15 protein-coding genes are annotated in these 16,062 nt (G+C 64.4%); 7 read left to right on the top strand and 8 right to left on the bottom strand.

Annotated elements, in window-relative coordinates:
* The first annotated feature begins 56 nt into the window (after positions 1-56).
* The 3 genes from M0D65_RS06580 to M0D65_RS06570 all read left to right on the top strand — a co-directional run bounded on the left by M0D65_RS06580 (position 57) and on the right by M0D65_RS06570 (position 3,205).
* Complete coding sequence (locus M0D65_RS06580) at positions 57-1,082, top strand: LysR family transcriptional regulator (protein WP_266251941.1); 1,026 nt, start codon at positions 57-59, stop codon at positions 1,080-1,082.
* A 104-nt stretch (positions 1,083-1,186) separates the two neighbouring features.
* Entirely contained in the window at positions 1,187-1,843 is a 657-nt protein-coding gene (locus M0D65_RS06575; RefSeq protein WP_266251940.1) for a DUF4286 family protein, read from the top strand.
* 42 nt (positions 1,844-1,885) lie between these two features.
* Positions 1,886-3,205, top strand: a complete 1,320-nt coding sequence (locus M0D65_RS06570) for an MFS transporter (protein ID WP_266252040.1) — start codon at positions 1,886-1,888, stop codon at positions 3,203-3,205.
* A 21-nt stretch (positions 3,206-3,226) separates the two neighbouring features.
* Here M0D65_RS06570 and M0D65_RS06565 read toward each other — a convergent pair whose 3' ends face one another.
* Positions 3,227-4,639: a PLP-dependent aminotransferase family protein gene (locus M0D65_RS06565; RefSeq protein WP_266251939.1), complete on the bottom strand. Its 1,413-nt coding sequence runs from the start codon at positions 4,637-4,639 to the stop codon at positions 3,227-3,229.
* A gap of 181 nt (positions 4,640-4,820) precedes the next feature.
* Here M0D65_RS06565 and M0D65_RS06560 point away from each other — a divergent pair, with 181 nt between their 5' ends.
* A complete protein-coding gene (locus M0D65_RS06560) occupies positions 4,821-5,138 on the top strand; it encodes a DUF2917 domain-containing protein (RefSeq protein WP_266251938.1) in 318 nt (105 codons plus the stop codon).
* A gap of 75 nt (positions 5,139-5,213) precedes the next feature.
* On the opposite strand, the gene M0D65_RS06555 is transcribed toward M0D65_RS06560, so the two are convergent.
* Positions 5,214-6,452 (bottom strand): citrate synthase family protein, encoded by a 1,239-nt coding sequence (locus M0D65_RS06555; protein ID WP_266251937.1) that lies wholly within the window; start codon positions 6,450-6,452, stop codon positions 5,214-5,216.
* Positions 6,453-6,595: 143 nt separating this feature from the next.
* On the opposite strand from M0D65_RS06555, the gene M0D65_RS06550 reads away from it, so the two are divergent.
* Positions 6,596-7,990, top strand: a complete 1,395-nt coding sequence (locus M0D65_RS06550) for a CoA transferase (protein WP_266251936.1) — start codon at positions 6,596-6,598, stop codon at positions 7,988-7,990.
* Positions 7,991-8,004: 14 nt separating this feature from the next.
* Here the strand turns inward: M0D65_RS06550 and M0D65_RS06545 are convergent, their stop codons facing one another.
* A complete protein-coding gene (locus tag M0D65_RS06545) occupies positions 8,005-8,751 on the bottom strand; it encodes a GntR family transcriptional regulator (protein WP_091011230.1) in 747 nt (248 codons plus the stop codon).
* 170 nt (positions 8,752-8,921) lie between these two features.
* Here M0D65_RS06545 and M0D65_RS06540 point away from each other — a divergent pair, with 170 nt between their 5' ends.
* Positions 8,922-9,767 (top strand): aldo/keto reductase, encoded by an 846-nt coding sequence (locus M0D65_RS06540; protein ID WP_266251935.1) that lies wholly within the window; start codon positions 8,922-8,924, stop codon positions 9,765-9,767.
* A gap of 19 nt (positions 9,768-9,786) precedes the next feature.
* On the opposite strand, the gene M0D65_RS06535 is transcribed toward M0D65_RS06540, so the two are convergent.
* Both M0D65_RS06535 and M0D65_RS06530 read right to left on the bottom strand, forming a co-directional pair.
* Positions 9,787-10,260, bottom strand: coding sequence for a hypothetical protein (locus M0D65_RS06535; RefSeq protein WP_266251934.1), 474 nt, complete (start codon positions 10,258-10,260; stop codon positions 9,787-9,789).
* Between the two features lie 294 nt (positions 10,261-10,554).
* Positions 10,555-11,406 (bottom strand): hypothetical protein, encoded by an 852-nt coding sequence (locus M0D65_RS06530; RefSeq protein ID WP_266251933.1) that lies wholly within the window; start codon positions 11,404-11,406, stop codon positions 10,555-10,557.
* 343 nt (positions 11,407-11,749) lie between these two features.
* Between M0D65_RS06530 and M0D65_RS06525 the strand changes: the two genes are divergently transcribed.
* A complete protein-coding gene (locus M0D65_RS06525) occupies positions 11,750-12,088 on the top strand; it encodes a hypothetical protein (RefSeq protein WP_266252048.1) in 339 nt (112 codons plus the stop codon).
* On the opposite strand, the gene M0D65_RS06520 is transcribed toward M0D65_RS06525, so the two are convergent.
* The 3 genes from M0D65_RS06520 to fusA all read right to left on the bottom strand — a co-directional run bounded on the left by M0D65_RS06520 (position 12,001) and on the right by fusA (position 15,915).
* Positions 12,001-13,023: a HoxN/HupN/NixA family nickel/cobalt transporter gene (locus M0D65_RS06520; RefSeq protein WP_091011234.1), complete on the bottom strand. Its 1,023-nt coding sequence runs from the start codon at positions 13,021-13,023 to the stop codon at positions 12,001-12,003. The two genes, M0D65_RS06525 and M0D65_RS06520, sit on opposite strands and share 88 nt — an antisense overlap.
* 48 nt (positions 13,024-13,071) lie before the next feature.
* Positions 13,072-13,596 carry a cupin domain-containing protein gene (locus M0D65_RS06515; RefSeq protein ID WP_266251932.1) on the bottom strand — a complete coding sequence of 175 codons (525 nt, stop codon included), beginning with the start codon at positions 13,594-13,596 and terminating at the stop codon, positions 13,072-13,074.
* 213 nt (positions 13,597-13,809) lie between these two features.
* Positions 13,810-15,915 carry an elongation factor G gene (gene fusA / locus M0D65_RS06510; RefSeq protein ID WP_266251931.1) on the bottom strand — a complete coding sequence of 702 codons (2,106 nt, stop codon included), beginning with the start codon at positions 15,913-15,915 and terminating at the stop codon, positions 13,810-13,812.
* Positions 15,916-16,062 lie beyond the last annotated feature (147 nt).

Genomic DNA, 16,062 nt, shown 5'->3' with positions numbered 1-16,062 from the left:
GTCGAGCTGGCGCGCTACCATGCAAGCTTTCCGCCCTTTGTCCGTTGGCCCAAACCATGAATATCCGTTTCCTCGAGACCTTCATCTGGCTGGCGCGACTGCGAAACTTCCGCCTCACCGCCGAAAAACTGCATACGACCCAGGCGGCCGTATCGAGCCGCATTGCGTCGCTCGAAGACAGCTTCGATGTGCGTCTGTTCGACCGCAACTCGCGCTCGGCGACGCTCACGCCCGCTGGCCGCAAGCTACTCGCTTACGCCGAGCGCATCGTGCGACTTGGCGACGAGATGCGCCGCGAAGTCGACGATGCGAGCGGAGATGCCGGGTTGATACGCATCGGCGTCATCGAATCGATCGTGCATAGCTGGTTTCCCGCGCTGATGACCGTGGTACGCGATCGCTATCCGCGTCTCGAGATCGAGGTGACAAGCGACACGACGATCCATCTCGAGCAATTGCTGCGCACCGATTCCGTCGATCTGATCCTGCAAACCGATCTGCTGTCCGGGCCGGAGTTCGTCAATCATCCGCTGTGCGAATTTCCGCTGCGCTGGGTGGCGAGTCCGACGCTCGGTCTGTCCGGCAGCACGATCGATCTCGATCGCGTGGCCGAGTTTCCGGTGCTCAGTTTTTCGCGTCACTCGGGGCCGCATGCCGCGCTGGAACGCGTGTTCGCCGATGTCGAGCGGCCTGCGCGGATCAATTGCATCAGTTCCGTGGCCGCGATGATCCGGCTCGTCGCGGACGGTTTCGGCGTGGCCGTGCTGCCGCCTGCGATCATCCAGCGCGAACTGACTGAAGGCGTGCTGGAGCTGCTGGATGTAGACGGCGGTTTCGCGCCGCTGCCGCTTATAGCAACCCATCGCGCGCAGGGCGGCGAGCTGTCGGCGCGCATCGTCGAGCTGGCCGCCGAGCAGGCGAGGGTGTTCGTGCACGCGCTGGGTCCTGCGCTTGTCGGCACCGCGGCACGGCCTGCGCGCGCTGCGAGCAAGCGCTCTGCCGCTGCGAAACCGCGTCAAGGAAAGGCTAACGCCAAGGCTAAGGTTCCAGCGGCGAACGCGCCGCGCAAACGGAAGCCATAAGAAAACCTGTTCGCTGCGGATTTTTTTTCTTGTTGGATTGAAGCGGCGCCTACTGGCGACACTGTGCACTGACCGATTTCTCTCAGTGCGCAGGAGCGTTGCCCATGAGTCTCAAACCGTCCTCTCCGTTCGGCCAGCTCTGCATCTGGACCGACACCGAAGCGGATCCGCTGGTGGACGCCGACTTCAATGCCTGGTATGACCGCGAACATATGCAGGAGCGCGTTGCGCTGCCGGGCTTTCGTCACGCGCGGCGCTTTCTGGCGAACGACGGTCAGGCGCGCCGCTATCTCGCGTTGTATGTGACCGATTCGCTCGGTGTGTTCGACAGTGCGTCGTACAAGCAGGCTTTTACCGTGCAGACGGACTGGTCGCTGCGCAACTTTGCGCGCATGACGAATACGCAACGACGTGTCGGCGAACTGGTGCTCGAAGCCGGCGCGGGCGAGGGTGGCCAGCTCGCCCTGTTCGTGCTGCCGCCGCAAGCCGCCGATTCGACGCGCTGGCACGCGCACGCCGAAGCCAGCGTGCGGCAGGCGGGCATACACGCGATCCGGATGTTTTGCACCGATGCACGACTCTCCACTCCGCTCGCGACGTCCGGCGGCACACCTCAGCTTGCAGCGGCCGATGCGATTGTGTTCGTCGAAGGCAGCGATGCCGCGGCGACTCGCGCGGTGGCCGAAACGCTGGCACGCGAGGCCGGTGCATCGCCGGACGACGTGCGTACCTTCAGCCTCCTGTGGCGCCTTGGCGCGTAGCGAACTGCCATTCAACGCCCGACGACCGGCATCCATCCCAACCTGGAGAATCTGATGAACACCGTTGCACAACCCGCGGTGCTCGGCCGTCCGCGTGCGGGCCGGGGGCGGCTCGCGACTGCCAGCATGGTCGGCACGTCGCTCGAATGGTATGACTTCACGGTCTACAACACGCTTGCCGCGCTGGTTTTCAATCACCTGTTCTTTCCGTCCGTCGATCCGCTCGCCGGTACGCTGCTCGCGTTTTCTACCTATGCGGTCGGCTATGTGTCGCGGCCGCTCGGCGGTCTGGTGTTTGGTAACCTAGGCGATCGCGTGGGCCGCCGCGCGGTGCTGATGATCACGCTCGTGCTGATGGGCATCACCACCGCGTTGATGGGCGCACTGCCCACCTACGAAACGGCCGGCATCCTGAGCCCGATCCTGCTGGTTGCGCTGCGCTTCGTACAGGGTGTTGCGCTCGGTGGCGAATGGGCCGGTGCGGTGCTGCTGTCGGTCGAACACGGCGACCAGAAGAAACGCGGACTCAACGCTTCGTGGACGCAGGTCGGGCCGTCGTTCGGAACGCTGCTCGGGACCGGCTTCATCGCAGCGATCACGATGACGATTTCGTCCGGCGATTTTCTGTCGTGGGGCTGGCGCGTGCCGTTTCTCGCGAGTCTGCTGCTGGTCGCGTTCGGTATCTGGGTGCGCAACGGCGTCGAGGAAACCCCGCAGTTCCAGCAACTGAGCGAGGCACACGCAACTGCGAAAGTGCCGGTCGCCGAGGTGTTCGCGCAGCATTGGCGGCGGCTTCTGATTGCCGGCGGCTCGCGCATCGGCTCGGATGTGCTGTATGCGTTGCTCGTCGTGTTCACGCTGACCTACGTGACCACCGTGCTCAGTCTGCCGAGATCGCTGGCGCTCGGTGCCGTGCTGGCCGGCACCGCGTTCAATGCGTTGAGCGTGCCGCTCTTCGGTGCGTTGTCCGATCGCTTCGGCCGGCGGCCGGTGTATCTGGCCGGCGTCGTGGCGGCGATCGTTTGGGCGTTCGTGTTCTTCGTGCTGATGGATAGTGCGCGGCCGCTCACCATCGTGCTTGCGGTCGTCGTGGGTCTCGTGATTCACGCGATGATGTACGGCCCGCAGGCGGCTTTCGTCACCGAGCAGTTTCCGACGCGCGTGCGTTATGCCGGGTCGTCGCTGGCTTATACGCTGGCGGGTATTGTCGGCGGCGGCTTCGCGCCGCTCATTATCGTTGCGCTGTATCGCCACTGGCATGGCACGACCGCGGTGTCGATGTACGTGAGCGGGGCGCTGGTCGTCACGGCTATCGCATTGCTGGCTGCGCGCGAAACGGCGAAGCGGCCGCTCGAAAGCTGAGTCGGGACGCGCCCACGCTGGTCAGCGTGGGAGTTGCGCCGCCGCAGCAAAGAACGCATGCGCACGCGGGTCGTTGCCGAACGCCGCGTTGATGCGAATCCACGGGCTCGTCTCTGCATTGGGCCGGAAGTAGCTGCCCGGCGGGACCGTCACGCCAAGCGGCTCACCACACTCGACGAGCCGCGCCGCATCGTCGATACCGGGCACGCGCGCCCACACGAACTGACCGCCGAGCGGCTTTTCGAACACTTCCCAGCCGTTATCTTCGAGCGTCTGCACGGTGAGGCCCATCGCATCGCTCATCCGGCGCCGCAGCCGCTCGAGATACTTCCGGTACATGCCGCGTTCGAGCAGCGCAACCGCAACCGCTTCGACAAAACGCGAACCGCCGATGCTCGTCAGCATCTTGATGTCGATCAGATCCTTGACGATCGCGTGGCTCGCCACGAGGTAGCCGATGCGCAGCGACGACGACAGTGTCTTCGACAGTCCACCGATATAGACCACATGTTCGAGCTGATCGAGCGTCGCGAGTCGCGCGGTTGGTTCGCTCTGGAAGTCCGCGAAGATGTCGTCTTCGACGAACGTGAAATCGTGCTCGCGGGCGAACTGCAGTAGCCGGAACGCAACCGGCGGCGACACCGACGTGCCGGTCGGATTGTGAAACACGGTGTTGATGAAGAACAGCTTCGGCCGATGCTGCTGCAACTGTGCCTGCAGCACATCGAGGTCCGGGCCGCCGTGATTGCGCGGAATGCCGATCAGCTTGACGCCGTGCAGCTTCAGCAGGCCGTTCAGATTGAAGTAGCCGGGGTCTTCGACAAACACCGTGTCGCCGGGTTTGAGCCGGTAGCGCATCAGCAGGTCGAGCGCGTGGCTTGCGCCATTCGTGATGAGAATCTGGGACGCATCCACGACGATGCCGAGCTGTGCGATGCGTGCCTGCAGATGTTCGCGCAGCGTCGCATTGCCTAGCGGCGTCGAGTAGTCGATCAGGCTCTCGGTGTCGACGCGCGAGACGTGGCGGATGGCGTGCACGAGGCTGTCCATGTCGCGCCACGCTTCGGGCGTGAACCCGCTGCCGAGCTTTAGCGTTCCGCCCGGATGGTTGAACTCCTGCAGGAGATGAACCGATTCCTCTTCGGCACGACGCGGGTCCGAGGTGCCGCGGCCCGACATGCCGGTGCGCAACCGCTCGGCCACGTAAAAACCGGAGCCGTGACGCGAGTCGACATAACCAAGCGAGACAAGCCGGTCATACGCCTCGATCACCGGAAAGCGGCTGATTGCGTAGTCGGCGGCGAACTGGCGGATCGACGGCAGCTTCGCACCGGGGCGCGCCGCGCGCGAGCGGATCCATGTCTGCACGCCGTGCACGATCTGCTCGATGAGCGGCACGCCGTTATCGCGGTCGAGTTCGATATCGAGTTTCATCTGCGTCCTCCTGGTCCCGCTGTCGAGGCGCCGGTTTGCGCAGTTGTTCGCGCAGTTGCTCAGCAACTGTCCGGTTTTTCGACTGAACAGTTCTGTCAAAACTGTTCGGAAGTGTTCATGGGTTTCTGATCATCTCACAGCAATAATGTTTCAACCAGAGTGCCCTGCAAGGAGAACAGCAATGCGCGAAATCCGTACTTTCGAACTCGAACACGGCGAGCCCGCGGCCGCCTGGCGTGCCGCGCAGCCGCTCGTACTCAAAGTGATGGCGGGCGAGGTCTGGTTGACCGTCAGCGGCGATCTGACCGATCACTGGCTTGCTTCTGGCGAGTCTTTCGAACTGCCGCGTGGCGCGCAGGCGTGGATCAGTGCCGGACGCACGGGTGCGCGTGTCGCGCTGGCTGTCGAGGAAGGGCGTGTCGGCACGCCGCGGCCGGCTGCTGCGGGACTGCGTGCGCCGGTGCGTAGCTGGTTGCCGCGGTGGTTGCTTGCTGCGTAGTCGAGCGAGGCAATCGAGCGGTGTAACCGCGCGGCGTAATCGAGCGATCTAATCGCGCCGTGCGACGAACCGACGTCACTCTTCGTAGTGTTCGCCGATGTAGCGGGCGCGCGGCCGGATCAGTCTTCCGTCTGCCGCCTGTTCCATTGCATGGGCGATCCAGCCGACTGTCCGCCCAACCGCGAACAGCGTGAAGGCCGCTTCCTTCGGTAGATCGAGCACGCGCTCGAGGGCGGCGAGAGCGAAGTCGACGGTCGGTTCCGCGCCCGTGGTTTCACGCACGGTTTGCGCGAGCGCGAGGATTGACGGCAGTGGCGAGCGTGCCGGCGCGCATTGCGTCAGCGCGTCCAGCAGCAACGCCGCGCGCGGATCGCCTTGCGGGTACAGCGGATGACCGAAGCCGGACAGCACCGCACCTGGCGCACCGTCGTGCTCGTTGTGCGCGATACGGGTGGCGAGGAAGCGGTTGGGATCGCCGGCACGCTCGGCTTCGTCGAACAGCGCCGCGACGCGCGTGGTTTCGCCACCGTGACGCGGTCCTGCCAGCGCGGCGAGACCGCCCGCTATCGCACCGAACAGATGCGTGCCGGTCGACGTAATGCAGCGCACGGTAAACGTGGACGCATTCAGCTCATGATCCGCACACAGCACCAGCGCCATACGCAGCAGGTCGGCTTGCCGCCGGTTGCGCACGCCCCAGGTCGTGGCGAGTTGCCGGTGCAGCGGATTACCCGACGGCGTCGTCGAGATCATCGCGGCAGCGAGCAGCCGCACCAGTGCACACGCTGAATCGAGCTGCGCATCGCGGCCGAGCGCCCAGACGCGCGGCATCTGGGCGGCCGCCGCGGGCAGCAACACGAGCGCACGATCGAGCGGTGCGCTGTCGCCCCAGAGCTTCAGCCATGCCGCCCATTGCGCAGCGGAAGGCGGTCCCGGTTGCGTCGGTGGCGTATCGGCAATGCGTCGCGGCGTACATTCCCACAGCAGCGCGGCAACCTCTTCGAGGCTTGCCTTGCGCGCGAGATCGATTGCATCGCGGCCGCGATAGAAAAGCTGGCCATCTGCAATCAGCGTGATCGACGATTCCAGCACCGGCACGCCCCAGTCCAATACCTTTTGCGCAACCTTGCCTGCCCGCTTGCCATCCGCCTTGCGACGCGCAAGACGGCGCACATCGGCGGCGTCATACAGATGGCGTTGCCCTTCGACATCCGGCGTCGAGCGCAGCATGCCGCGGCTCACATAGGCATAGAGCGTAGCGACGCTGATGCCGAGTGTTTCGGCGGCTTCGGTGGCGGTGAGTTGATCGGGCATGGGCGGGTATGGCGGGTATGTGTATAAGAGCGGCGGAAAACCGTAGAAATCGATCTATGTTGATTATATTAATCAAGATTGATTGCGATGAGGTGCGATTCTAGACTCGAAGCCATTCTTCCTGTCGGGCAATGTCGATCAACATGACTCCCTCTCTTGCACTCGATCATCTCTGGAGCATCGCCGGCTGCGATCCGGCTGCGCTCTCCGCCGTTTCCATCTCAGGTGCCGATCCCGCGTTGCCGTCCGTGTATCGCGTCGGCACGCTGGCGGCGTCGACAATTGCTGCGACCGGGCTCGCCGCTGCCGAATGCTTCCGTTTGCGCACCGGTTGCCGGCAGCGTGTCGACGTCGATGTGCGTCGTGCACTGGCCGCGTTTCGCAGCGAGCGCTACCTCCGTGTGAACGATGGGCCGCCGCCCGCGCTGCGCGATCCCATCATGGGTTTCTACGCAACGCGCGACGACCGCTGGGTGCAACTGCATACGAATTTTCCGCATCATCTGCACGGCGTGTTGAGCGTGCTCGGTTGTGCGAATGAGCCTGCGGCGGTGGCCGAGGCGATCCGCGGCTGGGACGGCGCGGCGCTCGATCAGACGCTCGCCGATGCGGGTTTGTGCGCGGCGCTGATCCGCTCGCCGCGCGAATGGGCCGCGCTCGAACAGGCGAAGGCCGTTGCCGATCTGCCGCTCTTCGAGATCGAGCGAATCGGCGATGCGCCGCCCGAAGCGCCGGGCCGGGGTGGCTTCGACCGGCCGCTCGCCGGCGTGCGGGTACTAGATCTGTCGCGCATCATCGCGGGGCCGACGGCGGGTCGCGCGCTCGCGCAGCATGGTGCGCAGGTGCTGTTGATCAATGGTCCGCATCTGCCGAACATTGCGCCGCTCGTGATCGACACGGGGCGTGGCAAACGCTCTGCTGCACTCGATCTGCGCGACGACGCTGCGCGTGCCCAGTTACGCGAGCTGGCTACTGGCGCCGATGTGTTCCTGCAGGCTTATCGTCCTGGCGCGCTGGCGGCGCGCGGCTTCGGCCCCGATGCGCTGGCGCAGATGCGGCCGGGAATCGTCTACGTCTCGGTGTCCGCGTATAGCCACGCGGGGCCGTGGGCGACGCGTCGCGGTTTCGACAGTCTCGTGCAATCCGCGAGCGGTATCGCGTGGACGGAGAGTCGCGCTGCGCAGAGCGAAGCGCCGAAGCATCTGCCGTGTCAGGCGCTCGATCATGCGACCGGCTATCTGGCGGCGTTCGGCGCGATGACGGCGCTTGCGCGGCGCGCGACCGAGGGCGGTAGCTGGCATGTGCGGGTGTCGCTGGCGCAGACCGGCCGCTGGCTGCAGTCGCTCGGGCAGATCGAAGAGGGCTGGCGTACGCCCGACGTCACGCTGGAAGACGTCGCCGACTGTCTGGAGACTGTCGATTCGCCGTTCGGTCGCGTGCGTGGCACGTTGCCCGCAGAACACCTGTCGGAGACGCCGCCGTTTTTTGCGCGACCGCCCGTGCCGATCGGACATGACGCGGCGTGCTGGGAAGACTAAGCGAGATGTAACGCCTACTTCCGCAACTCCGCGACAAAGTCGTAGTAGTCGTTGCGACAATACGTATCGGTCAATTCAATCGCCCGCTGATCGGCCGTATAGCCGACGCGGGTGATCAGCAGCAGCGCCTCGTTCGTGGCGATGCTCATTTGCCGCGCGATCTCTTCGCTCGCGTTGACTGCACGAAAGTGCTGCAACGCACGCACGATCGACAGCCCGCGATGCTCCAGATAGCTGTACAGCGAGTCGCCGATCGCTTGCGGATCGGGAATCACCGAGGCAGGGAAGGTCGAATTCTCGACGGCCATCACGATGCCGTCCGCGAGCCGCAGACGGCGCAGCCGCGTCACGGCCGCCGCCGGCGACAGGCCCAGCTGGATCACTTCATCGCGATTGGCCGGCAGGATGTCGCGCGACAACCATTGCGAACTCGGTGTGAAACCGCGTCGACGCAGCATTTCGCTGAAGCTCGACAGACGCGACAGCGGATCTTCGTAGCGCGGCGTGATGAAACTGCCCGCGCCCTGGGTGCGGCGGATCAAACCCTGCTCGACGAGTAGCGCGATCGCCTTGCGGGATGTAATGCGCGATACGCCGAGCGCATCGGACAGGACGCGTTCCGACGGCAGCGCCTCGCCGGCATTCCAGCGGTTTTCGTGAATCGCGTTGCCGAGCTTGCGGGCGAGCTGCAGGTAAAGCGGTGTGTCGTTTTCCGGGTCCGGGCGCAGGTCGCGCCAGCGGTCTTCCGAGGCTGAGGTCATGGGACGGACGCAAGAAGGGCAAGCGACAATTCTATGACATCGGCGCGTCGCGTTATAGCGGCCTTTTGCCTGGCCGCTGCCCGCACCTTCGACGAGTGGCTACACTGAGCCGGTTCGCATCGACGGCGGTCCGTCGTAGCAGGGGCCTTGCGCATTTCAACGGAGACATCATGACGACCGGTTTCCCCAGCGTTGCATTGCCCAACGGTGAGCGTATTCCGAAGCTCGGGCAGGGTACGTGGGAGATGGGCGAGCGGCAGGCGCAACGCGCGGCCGAAATCGCTGCGCTGCGTACCGGTATCGAAGTCGGGATGACGCTGATCGATACCGCCGAAATGTACGGCGACGGTGCAACCGAATCGCTGCTCGGCGAGGCGCTCGATGGTTTGCGCGACGACGTGTTTCTCGTCAGCAAGGTCTATCCGCACAACGGCAGTCGCCGCGGAGTGCAGGCTGCATGCGAGCAGAGCCTGAAACGCCTGAAAACCGATCGGCTCGACTTGTATCTGCTGCACTGGCGCGGCTCGGTTCCACTCGAGGAGACCGTCGCCGGATTCGAGGCATTGCGTCGGGCCGGCAAGATTCGTCACTGGGGTGTGAGCAACTTCGATACCGACGATATGGAAGAGCTGGTCGGCGCGGCCGGCGGCGAGCACTGCGCGACGAACCAGATTCTTTATAACGTCGCCCGTCGTGGACCGGAGTTCGATCTGCTGCCGTGGCTCGCGGATCGGAACATGCCGGCGATGGCCTACAGTCCCATCGATCACGCGCGCCTGCCGAAACGCTCACCACTCGACGATATTGCCGAAGCCCGTGGCGTGTCGGTGTTTCAGGTGGCGCTCGCGTGGACGCTGCGGCAACCGGGTGTCTTCGCGATTCCGAAGTCTGGACGAATCGAGCATGTGCGCGACAATCGCCGCGCGCTCGACCTTCACCTGAGCGAAACAGAGTGCGCGCAGATCGATGCGCACTTCAGGCCACCGCGCAGCAAACGACCACTCGAAATGCTGTGAGCGCGAGCGGGACGCCGCATCAATTGCAGGCGTGGTGCAGATGGACCGAGCCGAGCACGGCGACTTCGGCGGGCGTGCGTTTCAGCGAATCGTCGCTGACCTGGGCCGCATCGGCGACGAATTCATCGATGATCGACGACACCGGCACACCGCGCAGACACAGCGACACGCGCTGCGTTTCGTTGGCCGGCAACGCCGCGCGCTCGCCGAGGAACAGCACACCATATTGATAACCGTGGATGACGCCGCGGATCGCACCAATGCATTGGGCATGTGCATTGTTGTCCTTGTCGCGGCACTGCTGTGCGAGTGACCACGCGGAAAAGCTGGGATCGACGGGTGGTGCGGCTTGTTCCTGTTCATTGCCGGTAGCGGCGGGTGCGGCCGGCGCGGGTGTTTGCGCGCGGACCAGCGCAGGAACGAAGCCAATCGCCGCAGCGATCAACAGTGCAGCAGCCGCGCGCGATGAAGCGTGGGGGACGTTTCGATTCATACGTGTTGCCCTCATATCGATCGTTGAATCTGCTATGAGGCACTCCGGACTGTTTGGTTCCTGGTGCGTTTCTGGTCTGCGGTTGCTGCGACTGGAGTTTCAGGGGCTGCAAAAAGCGAAAGCGGTCGGCGGTGCGCGCGCCGACCGTTGCCTGAGAGCATCCTGCATGTCCCGGCTCCCGGCGGCGACGCTCGACCGGGGGATCGAGACGTCGCCGCCGATGCTGGCCGGGGGGATGCAGCCTGTCGAGGGGCTGCGTCGTGGGGCGTGGCGCGGGGGCGCCGTCGCACGGATCTAATGTCCGTTGCCACCACCTTTGCCGCCGCCTCCCGCGCCAGATCCGCTGCCGAAGCCTCCGCCGAAGCCACCTTTGCCCGAACCTGCGCCGAAGCCGCCACCCATTCCACTACCGAAGCCGCCACCGAAGCCCCCGCCGAAACCGCCGGCAGGACCGCCGCTGGGACCGCCGCTGGGACCGCCAGGGCCGCCTTGACCGCCGCTGCCGCAACCGCACCCGCCAGTGCCGCCGCCACCGCTGCTGCCACCACCGCCACTGCTACCGCCACCACCGCTGCTACCACCGCCGCCACTACTACCGCCACCACCGCTGCTACCACCGCCGCCACTGCTACCGCCACCACCACTGCTACCGCCGCCACCACCACCACTGCTACCACCGCCACCGCTGTTGCCACCACCACCGCTGTTGCTGCTACCACCACCACTACCGCCACTGCCGCTGCCCTTGCCACCTGAACCACTGCCGCCGCTACCGCTGCCACTGCCGCCGGAACTCGCAGAGCCGCCCGAGTTGCCCGAGCCTCCGCCATGATTCGGCATGCAATGACCGGCATCGCCGGTACAGGTCCTCACGAGGAAGACAAGCGAGGCATCGTCCGCGGCGCTCGAGGCACCGACGGCAGCCGCTCCAGTCGCGGACGAGCTGTCCTGCGCGAGCAGCGCGACCGGCGCTGCGCCGCTCGCGGGTAGCGGTGCATCGGCTGAGACGATCCACTTGGGCAGTACTTCGTCGGCAGGCGTTCCGTGCGCACCGTGTACCGTCAGCAACATTCCTGTGCCGGCAGCCAGAAGCGCCGTACCCCGCAGCATCACGTAGTAATACTGATTTAACGTTGTAGTTTTCATCACTGCTCTCCCTGCGAGATGGCGTTCCTCGTCGACGTCATCTCCATCCTGTTGTGCACGCGAAGCAGGCCGGACAGCGCGCAGCAACGCTGCGCGGTTTATCCGTGGCCAGGCTCCAGTGTGCATACCGCAACGTGCGCACGAACGGATACGCCCGATGGCGCGATCGTTCATAGCGCGAGGTTCGCGCGGGCGGTGGATGGCAGCTTGCTCGCCGTCGTGATGTCCGTCCTGCGTGAACCGGATGCCTGCGGGTTACTTAGCGATAACCATGCCATTGGCCGGGAAGCCGCGCCGTGCATGGCAGCGGCGAAGTCACCGTGGCGGTGGCAGCGATAAATCAGTGGAAAATGTTTCGAACCTGAAACGCGCGGCGAGCCATCCTGTTGAGGCGCGCTGCATCTGCTCAGGCGTGGTGGTGCGTGTCGCCCTGCAGGGCGCGAAGGTCGGCGAGCGGGATATGACAGCGGATGCGGTGGTCTGCACCGGCATCGAGGAAGGGTGGGTCGTGTTGCTCGCAGATCTCGCCGAGCTTGCGGGGACAACGCGTATGGAACACACAGCCCGACGGCTGCGCGGCAACACTCGCGCGGATCAGCGCCCAGGCATCGCCGGTTTGCGCCACCGGTGGAACAGTATCGAACCGATCCAGCACGCGGTGAAGAGCGCGACGATGCCGTAGCCGAGCGGACCGAACTGGTCGTTGGCCGCGCCGATCGCGTCCCACATGCCGCCGCTGAAACCGAGCTTGTCGGACAGCAGCCCCAGCGCCTCGATGCCGCCGATCACGATCGCCACCAGCGCCGACACGAACGTGATGCTCGCGTTGTAGTAGAGCTTGCGCTTCGGGTCGTCCATCGCCCAGCCGTACGCGTGAACCATCAGGACGTTGTCGGTGGAGTCGACGAGCGTCATGCCCGCGGTGAAGAGCGCGGGGAACACGAGGATCGAGTAAAGCGGCATGCCCTTGCCGGCTTCGGCGGCGGCGATGGCGAGCAAACCGATTTCCGTTGCCGTGTCGAAGCCGAGGCCGAACAGCACGCCGACCGGGTACATGTGCCAGCTTTTCGTGACGAGGCGGAACAGCGGACGTAGCGCGCGCGACAGCAGACCTGCGGGCGCTGCGACATTCGACGCATGTTCGTCAACGGACTCGCTGCCGTTTTGCACGTTGCGGTAGCGACGCCACACGTCGCGCAGGATCACGAGGTTCACGCCGGCGAGCACCAGCAGAAACGAAGCCGACACGAGCGTGCCGATCGTCCCGCCGATCTCCTTGAACGTATCGAAGCTGCTGTGCAATTTTAGTGCGGTGAGCGCGATGCCGACGGTTGCGGCGACAACGATCGTCGAATGACCGAGGGAAAAAGCGAGGCCCACGCCGAGCGGTCGCTTGCCGGTTTGCATCAGTTTGCGCGTGACGGCGTCGATGGCCGCGATGTGATCCGCGTCGACTGCATGACGCAGGCCGAAGCCGTAGGCGAGCAGCGCCGTGCCGAGCAGCAGCGGGTAATGGCGAAACGCGATCAGCGCCCATGCCCAGGCAGCCAGATTGGCGGCGATCAGCGCCGCGTAGAGCATGAAGAGGCGAGGGCGCAGGCTGGCGGTCGGCGTCATGACAGTTGAGCGATGAAGATGAAGGGAAGCCGGTCGAAGCGGTGCGGCTCAGTGTTCGTGCGGGTGCTTGTGGATCGGGTCGACCCAGTGCACGGTCTGCGGCGTTTCGACCGCGTCGATGTTCAGATTGACGACAACCGCTTCGTTATCGCTGCGCACGAGCACGCATTCGAGCGGATCGTCGGTACTCGCGTTGATCTCCTGATGCGGCACGAACGGCGGCACGAAGATGAAGTCGCCGGGCCCGGCTTCGGCGGTGAACTCGAGCTGTTCGCCCCAGCGCATCCGCGCATGGCCGCGCACGACATAGATCACACTCTCGAGCGCGCCGTGATGATGCGCACCGGTCTTCGCATTCGGATGAATCGTCACTGTGCCGGCCCAGATTTTTTGGGCACCGACGCGAGCGGCGTTGATCGCGGCCGCCCGGTTCATGCCCGGCGTCTGCGCGGTATTCGTGTCGAGCTGATCGCCGCGAATGACCTTGACGCCGTTGTCGCGCCAGTTCGGCGTCGCTGCGGCGTGATCGTCGTGGCTGTCGTGGCTATGGTGGTCATCGTGGTGGTGGGTCATCTGCATCTCTCCATCGTCTGTCCGGCGTCACGTGGACCGCCGTGATTCACGCCGTATTCTGCCCGGCCAAAATTGAGTAACCGATGTTTCCTGCTGCGCCTGTCGCGCCCGCTGTGTTGATGCGATCGGAGCGTACCCGCGAACCGGAGGCCCAAAAAGAAAAAGCCCATTCATCCAGAACGGGCTCCTTCCCAACTAACAGCGATAAGTGACTTACCGCTGCTTCGTGTTGACGATCGCTTCCGCCACGTTAGTCGGCGTTTCCGCGTAGTGCTTGAACTCCATCGTGTAGGTGGCGCGCCCTTGCGTGAGCGAGCGCAGCGACGTCGAGTAGCCGAACATTTCCGCGAGCGGCACTTCGGCGCGCACGAGCTTGCCGCCGCCGCCCGCGATGTCTTCCATGCCCTGGACGATACCGCGCCGTCCCGACAGGTCGCCCATCACGTTGCCCATGAAGTCTTCCGGAGTTTCCACTTCGACGGCCATCATCGGTTCGAGCAGCACCGGCTTCGCGCGGCGCATGCCTTCCTTGAATGCCATCGAACCAGCCATGCGAAACGCGTTTTCGTTCGAGTCGACGTCGTGGTACGAACCGAAGGTCAGCGTCGCCTTCACGTCGACGACCGGATAGCCCGCGAGCACGCCGGACTTCAGCGTCTCCTGGATCCCCTTGTCGACGGCCGGAATATACTCGCGCGGCACGACACCGCCCTTGATCGCATCGACGAATTCGTAGCCGCCGCCTGGCTTCTGCGGTTCGAGCTTGAGCACCACGTGGCCGTACTGACCGCGTCCGCCCGACTGCTTGACGAACTTGCCTTCGACGTCTTCGACCGAGGTGCGGATCGTTTCGCGGTAAGCGACCTGCGGTTTGCCGACGGTGGCTTCAACGCCGAACTCGCGCTTCATCCGGTCGACGAGAATTTCCAGGTGCAGCTCGCCCATCCCGGAGATGATGGTCTGGCCAGACTCTTCATCCGTTGCGACGCGGAACGACGGGTCTTCCTGAGCCAGACGGTTCAGCGCGATGCCCATCTTTTCCTGGTCGACCTTGGTCTTCGGCTCGACCGCCTGCGAAATGACCGGCTCGGGGAAGATCATCCTTTCGAGGATGATGACGTGGTTCGGATCGCACAACGTGTCGCCGGTCGTGGCGTCTTTCAGGCCCACGGCGGCGGCGATGTCGCCCGCATACACTTCCTTGATTTCCTTGCGCTCGTTCGCGTGCATCTGCAGGATCCGGCCGAGGCGTTCCTTCTTTTCCTTGATCGCGTTGTAGACGGTGTCGCCCGAATTCACGACACCTGAGTACACGCGGAAGAAAATCAGCTGGCCGACGAACGGGTCCGTCATGATCTTGAACGCGAGCGCGGAGAACGGCTCGTCGTCTTTCGGATGACGTTCCGCTTCGTTGTCGTCCTCGTCGTGACCCATGATGGCGGGCACGTCGACCGGCGACGGCAGATAGTCAATCACCGCGTCGAGCATCGCCTGCACGCCCTTGTTCTTGAACGCGCTGCCGCACAGCATCGGCACGATCTCGTTCTTGATGGTGCGGGTACGCAGACCGAACTTGATTTCTTCTTCGGTCAGCGTATGGCCGTGCAGGTATTTGTCGAGCAGTTCCTCGTTGGCTTCGGCAGCGGCCTCGACCATCTTTTCACGCCATTCGTTGGCGGTGTCGACGAGTTCGGCCGGGATGTCGAGATACTCGAACTTGATGCCCTGGTTCTCTTCGTCCCAGACGATTGCCTTCATCTTCACGAGGTCGACCACGCCCTGGAAGTGATCTTCCGCGCCGACCGGAATCTGGATCGGTACGGCGGTGCCCTTCAGGCGCTCGGTGATCTGCCGCTGCACGCGGAAGAAATCGGCGCCGACGCGGTCCATCTTGTTGACGAACGCGATGCGCGGCACCTTGTACTTGTTCGCCTGACGCCACACGGTTTCGGACTGCGGCTGCACACCGCCGACCGAGTCGTAGACCATGCACGCACCGTCGAGCACGCGCATCGAGCGTTCCACTTCAATCGTGAAGTCGACGTGGCCCGGGGTGTCGATGATGTTGATGCGGTGTTCGGGATAGTTGCCGGCCATGCCTTTCCAGAATGCAGTCGTGGCAGCCGACGTAATCGTGATGCCGCGCTCCTGCTCCTGCTCCATCCAGTCCATCGTCGCCGCACCGTCGTGAACCTCGCCGATCTTGTGAGTCACGCCGGTGTAGAACAGGATGCGTTCGGTGGTGGTGGTTTTGCCGGCATCGATGTGAGCGCTGATACCGATATTCCGGTAACGCTCGATGGGAGTCTTGCGGGGCACGTGAATCTCCTTGGATTGGGGCGCGCCGGTGAAAAAGGCGTCGAGGGCAGCTTACGCTACCCGGGCGATTGCGGTGCTACTACGGTGTAAAGACTACAAGCATAGCGCCTGTGTCAGGCTTTTGCAGGAATCTTCCCAGTGGCGGCC

The organism is Paraburkholderia sp. CHISQ3 (assembly GCF_030464945.1).
Classification (GTDB): Bacteria; Pseudomonadota; Gammaproteobacteria; order Burkholderiales; family Burkholderiaceae; genus Paraburkholderia; species Paraburkholderia megapolitana.
This window is presented reverse-complemented; position numbering and strand designations above follow the sequence as displayed.

Excerpts from the sequence above, each read along its gene's own strand:
- M0D65_RS06580 (WP_266251941.1), top strand. The coding sequence starts at position 57 with ATGAATATCCGTTTCCTCGAGACCTTCATCTGGCTGGCGCGACTGCGA.
- M0D65_RS06575 (WP_266251940.1), top strand. The coding sequence starts at position 1,187 with ATGAGTCTCAAACCGTCCTCTCCGTTCGGCCAGCTCTGCATCTGGACC.
- M0D65_RS06565 (WP_266251939.1), bottom strand. The coding sequence starts at position 4,639 with ATGAAACTCGATATCGAACTCGACCGCGATAACGGCGTGCCGCTCATC.
- M0D65_RS06560 (WP_266251938.1), top strand. The coding sequence starts at position 4,821 with ATGCGCGAAATCCGTACTTTCGAACTCGAACACGGCGAGCCCGCGGCC.
- M0D65_RS06555 (WP_266251937.1), bottom strand. The coding sequence starts at position 6,452 with ATGCCCGATCAACTCACCGCCACCGAAGCCGCCGAAACACTCGGCATC.
- M0D65_RS06550 (WP_266251936.1), top strand. The coding sequence starts at position 6,596 with ATGACTCCCTCTCTTGCACTCGATCATCTCTGGAGCATCGCCGGCTGC.
- M0D65_RS06545 (WP_091011230.1), bottom strand. The coding sequence starts at position 8,751 with ATGACCTCAGCCTCGGAAGACCGCTGGCGCGACCTGCGCCCGGACCCG.
- M0D65_RS06540 (WP_266251935.1), top strand. The coding sequence starts at position 8,922 with ATGACGACCGGTTTCCCCAGCGTTGCATTGCCCAACGGTGAGCGTATT.
- M0D65_RS06535 (WP_266251934.1), bottom strand. The coding sequence starts at position 10,260 with ATGAATCGAAACGTCCCCCACGCTTCATCGCGCGCGGCTGCTGCACTG.
- M0D65_RS06530 (WP_266251933.1), bottom strand. The coding sequence starts at position 11,406 with ATGAAAACTACAACGTTAAATCAGTATTACTACGTGATGCTGCGGGGT.
- M0D65_RS06520 (WP_091011234.1), bottom strand. The coding sequence starts at position 13,023 with ATGACGCCGACCGCCAGCCTGCGCCCTCGCCTCTTCATGCTCTACGCG.
- M0D65_RS06515 (WP_266251932.1), bottom strand. The coding sequence starts at position 13,596 with ATGACCCACCACCACGATGACCACCATAGCCACGACAGCCACGACGAT.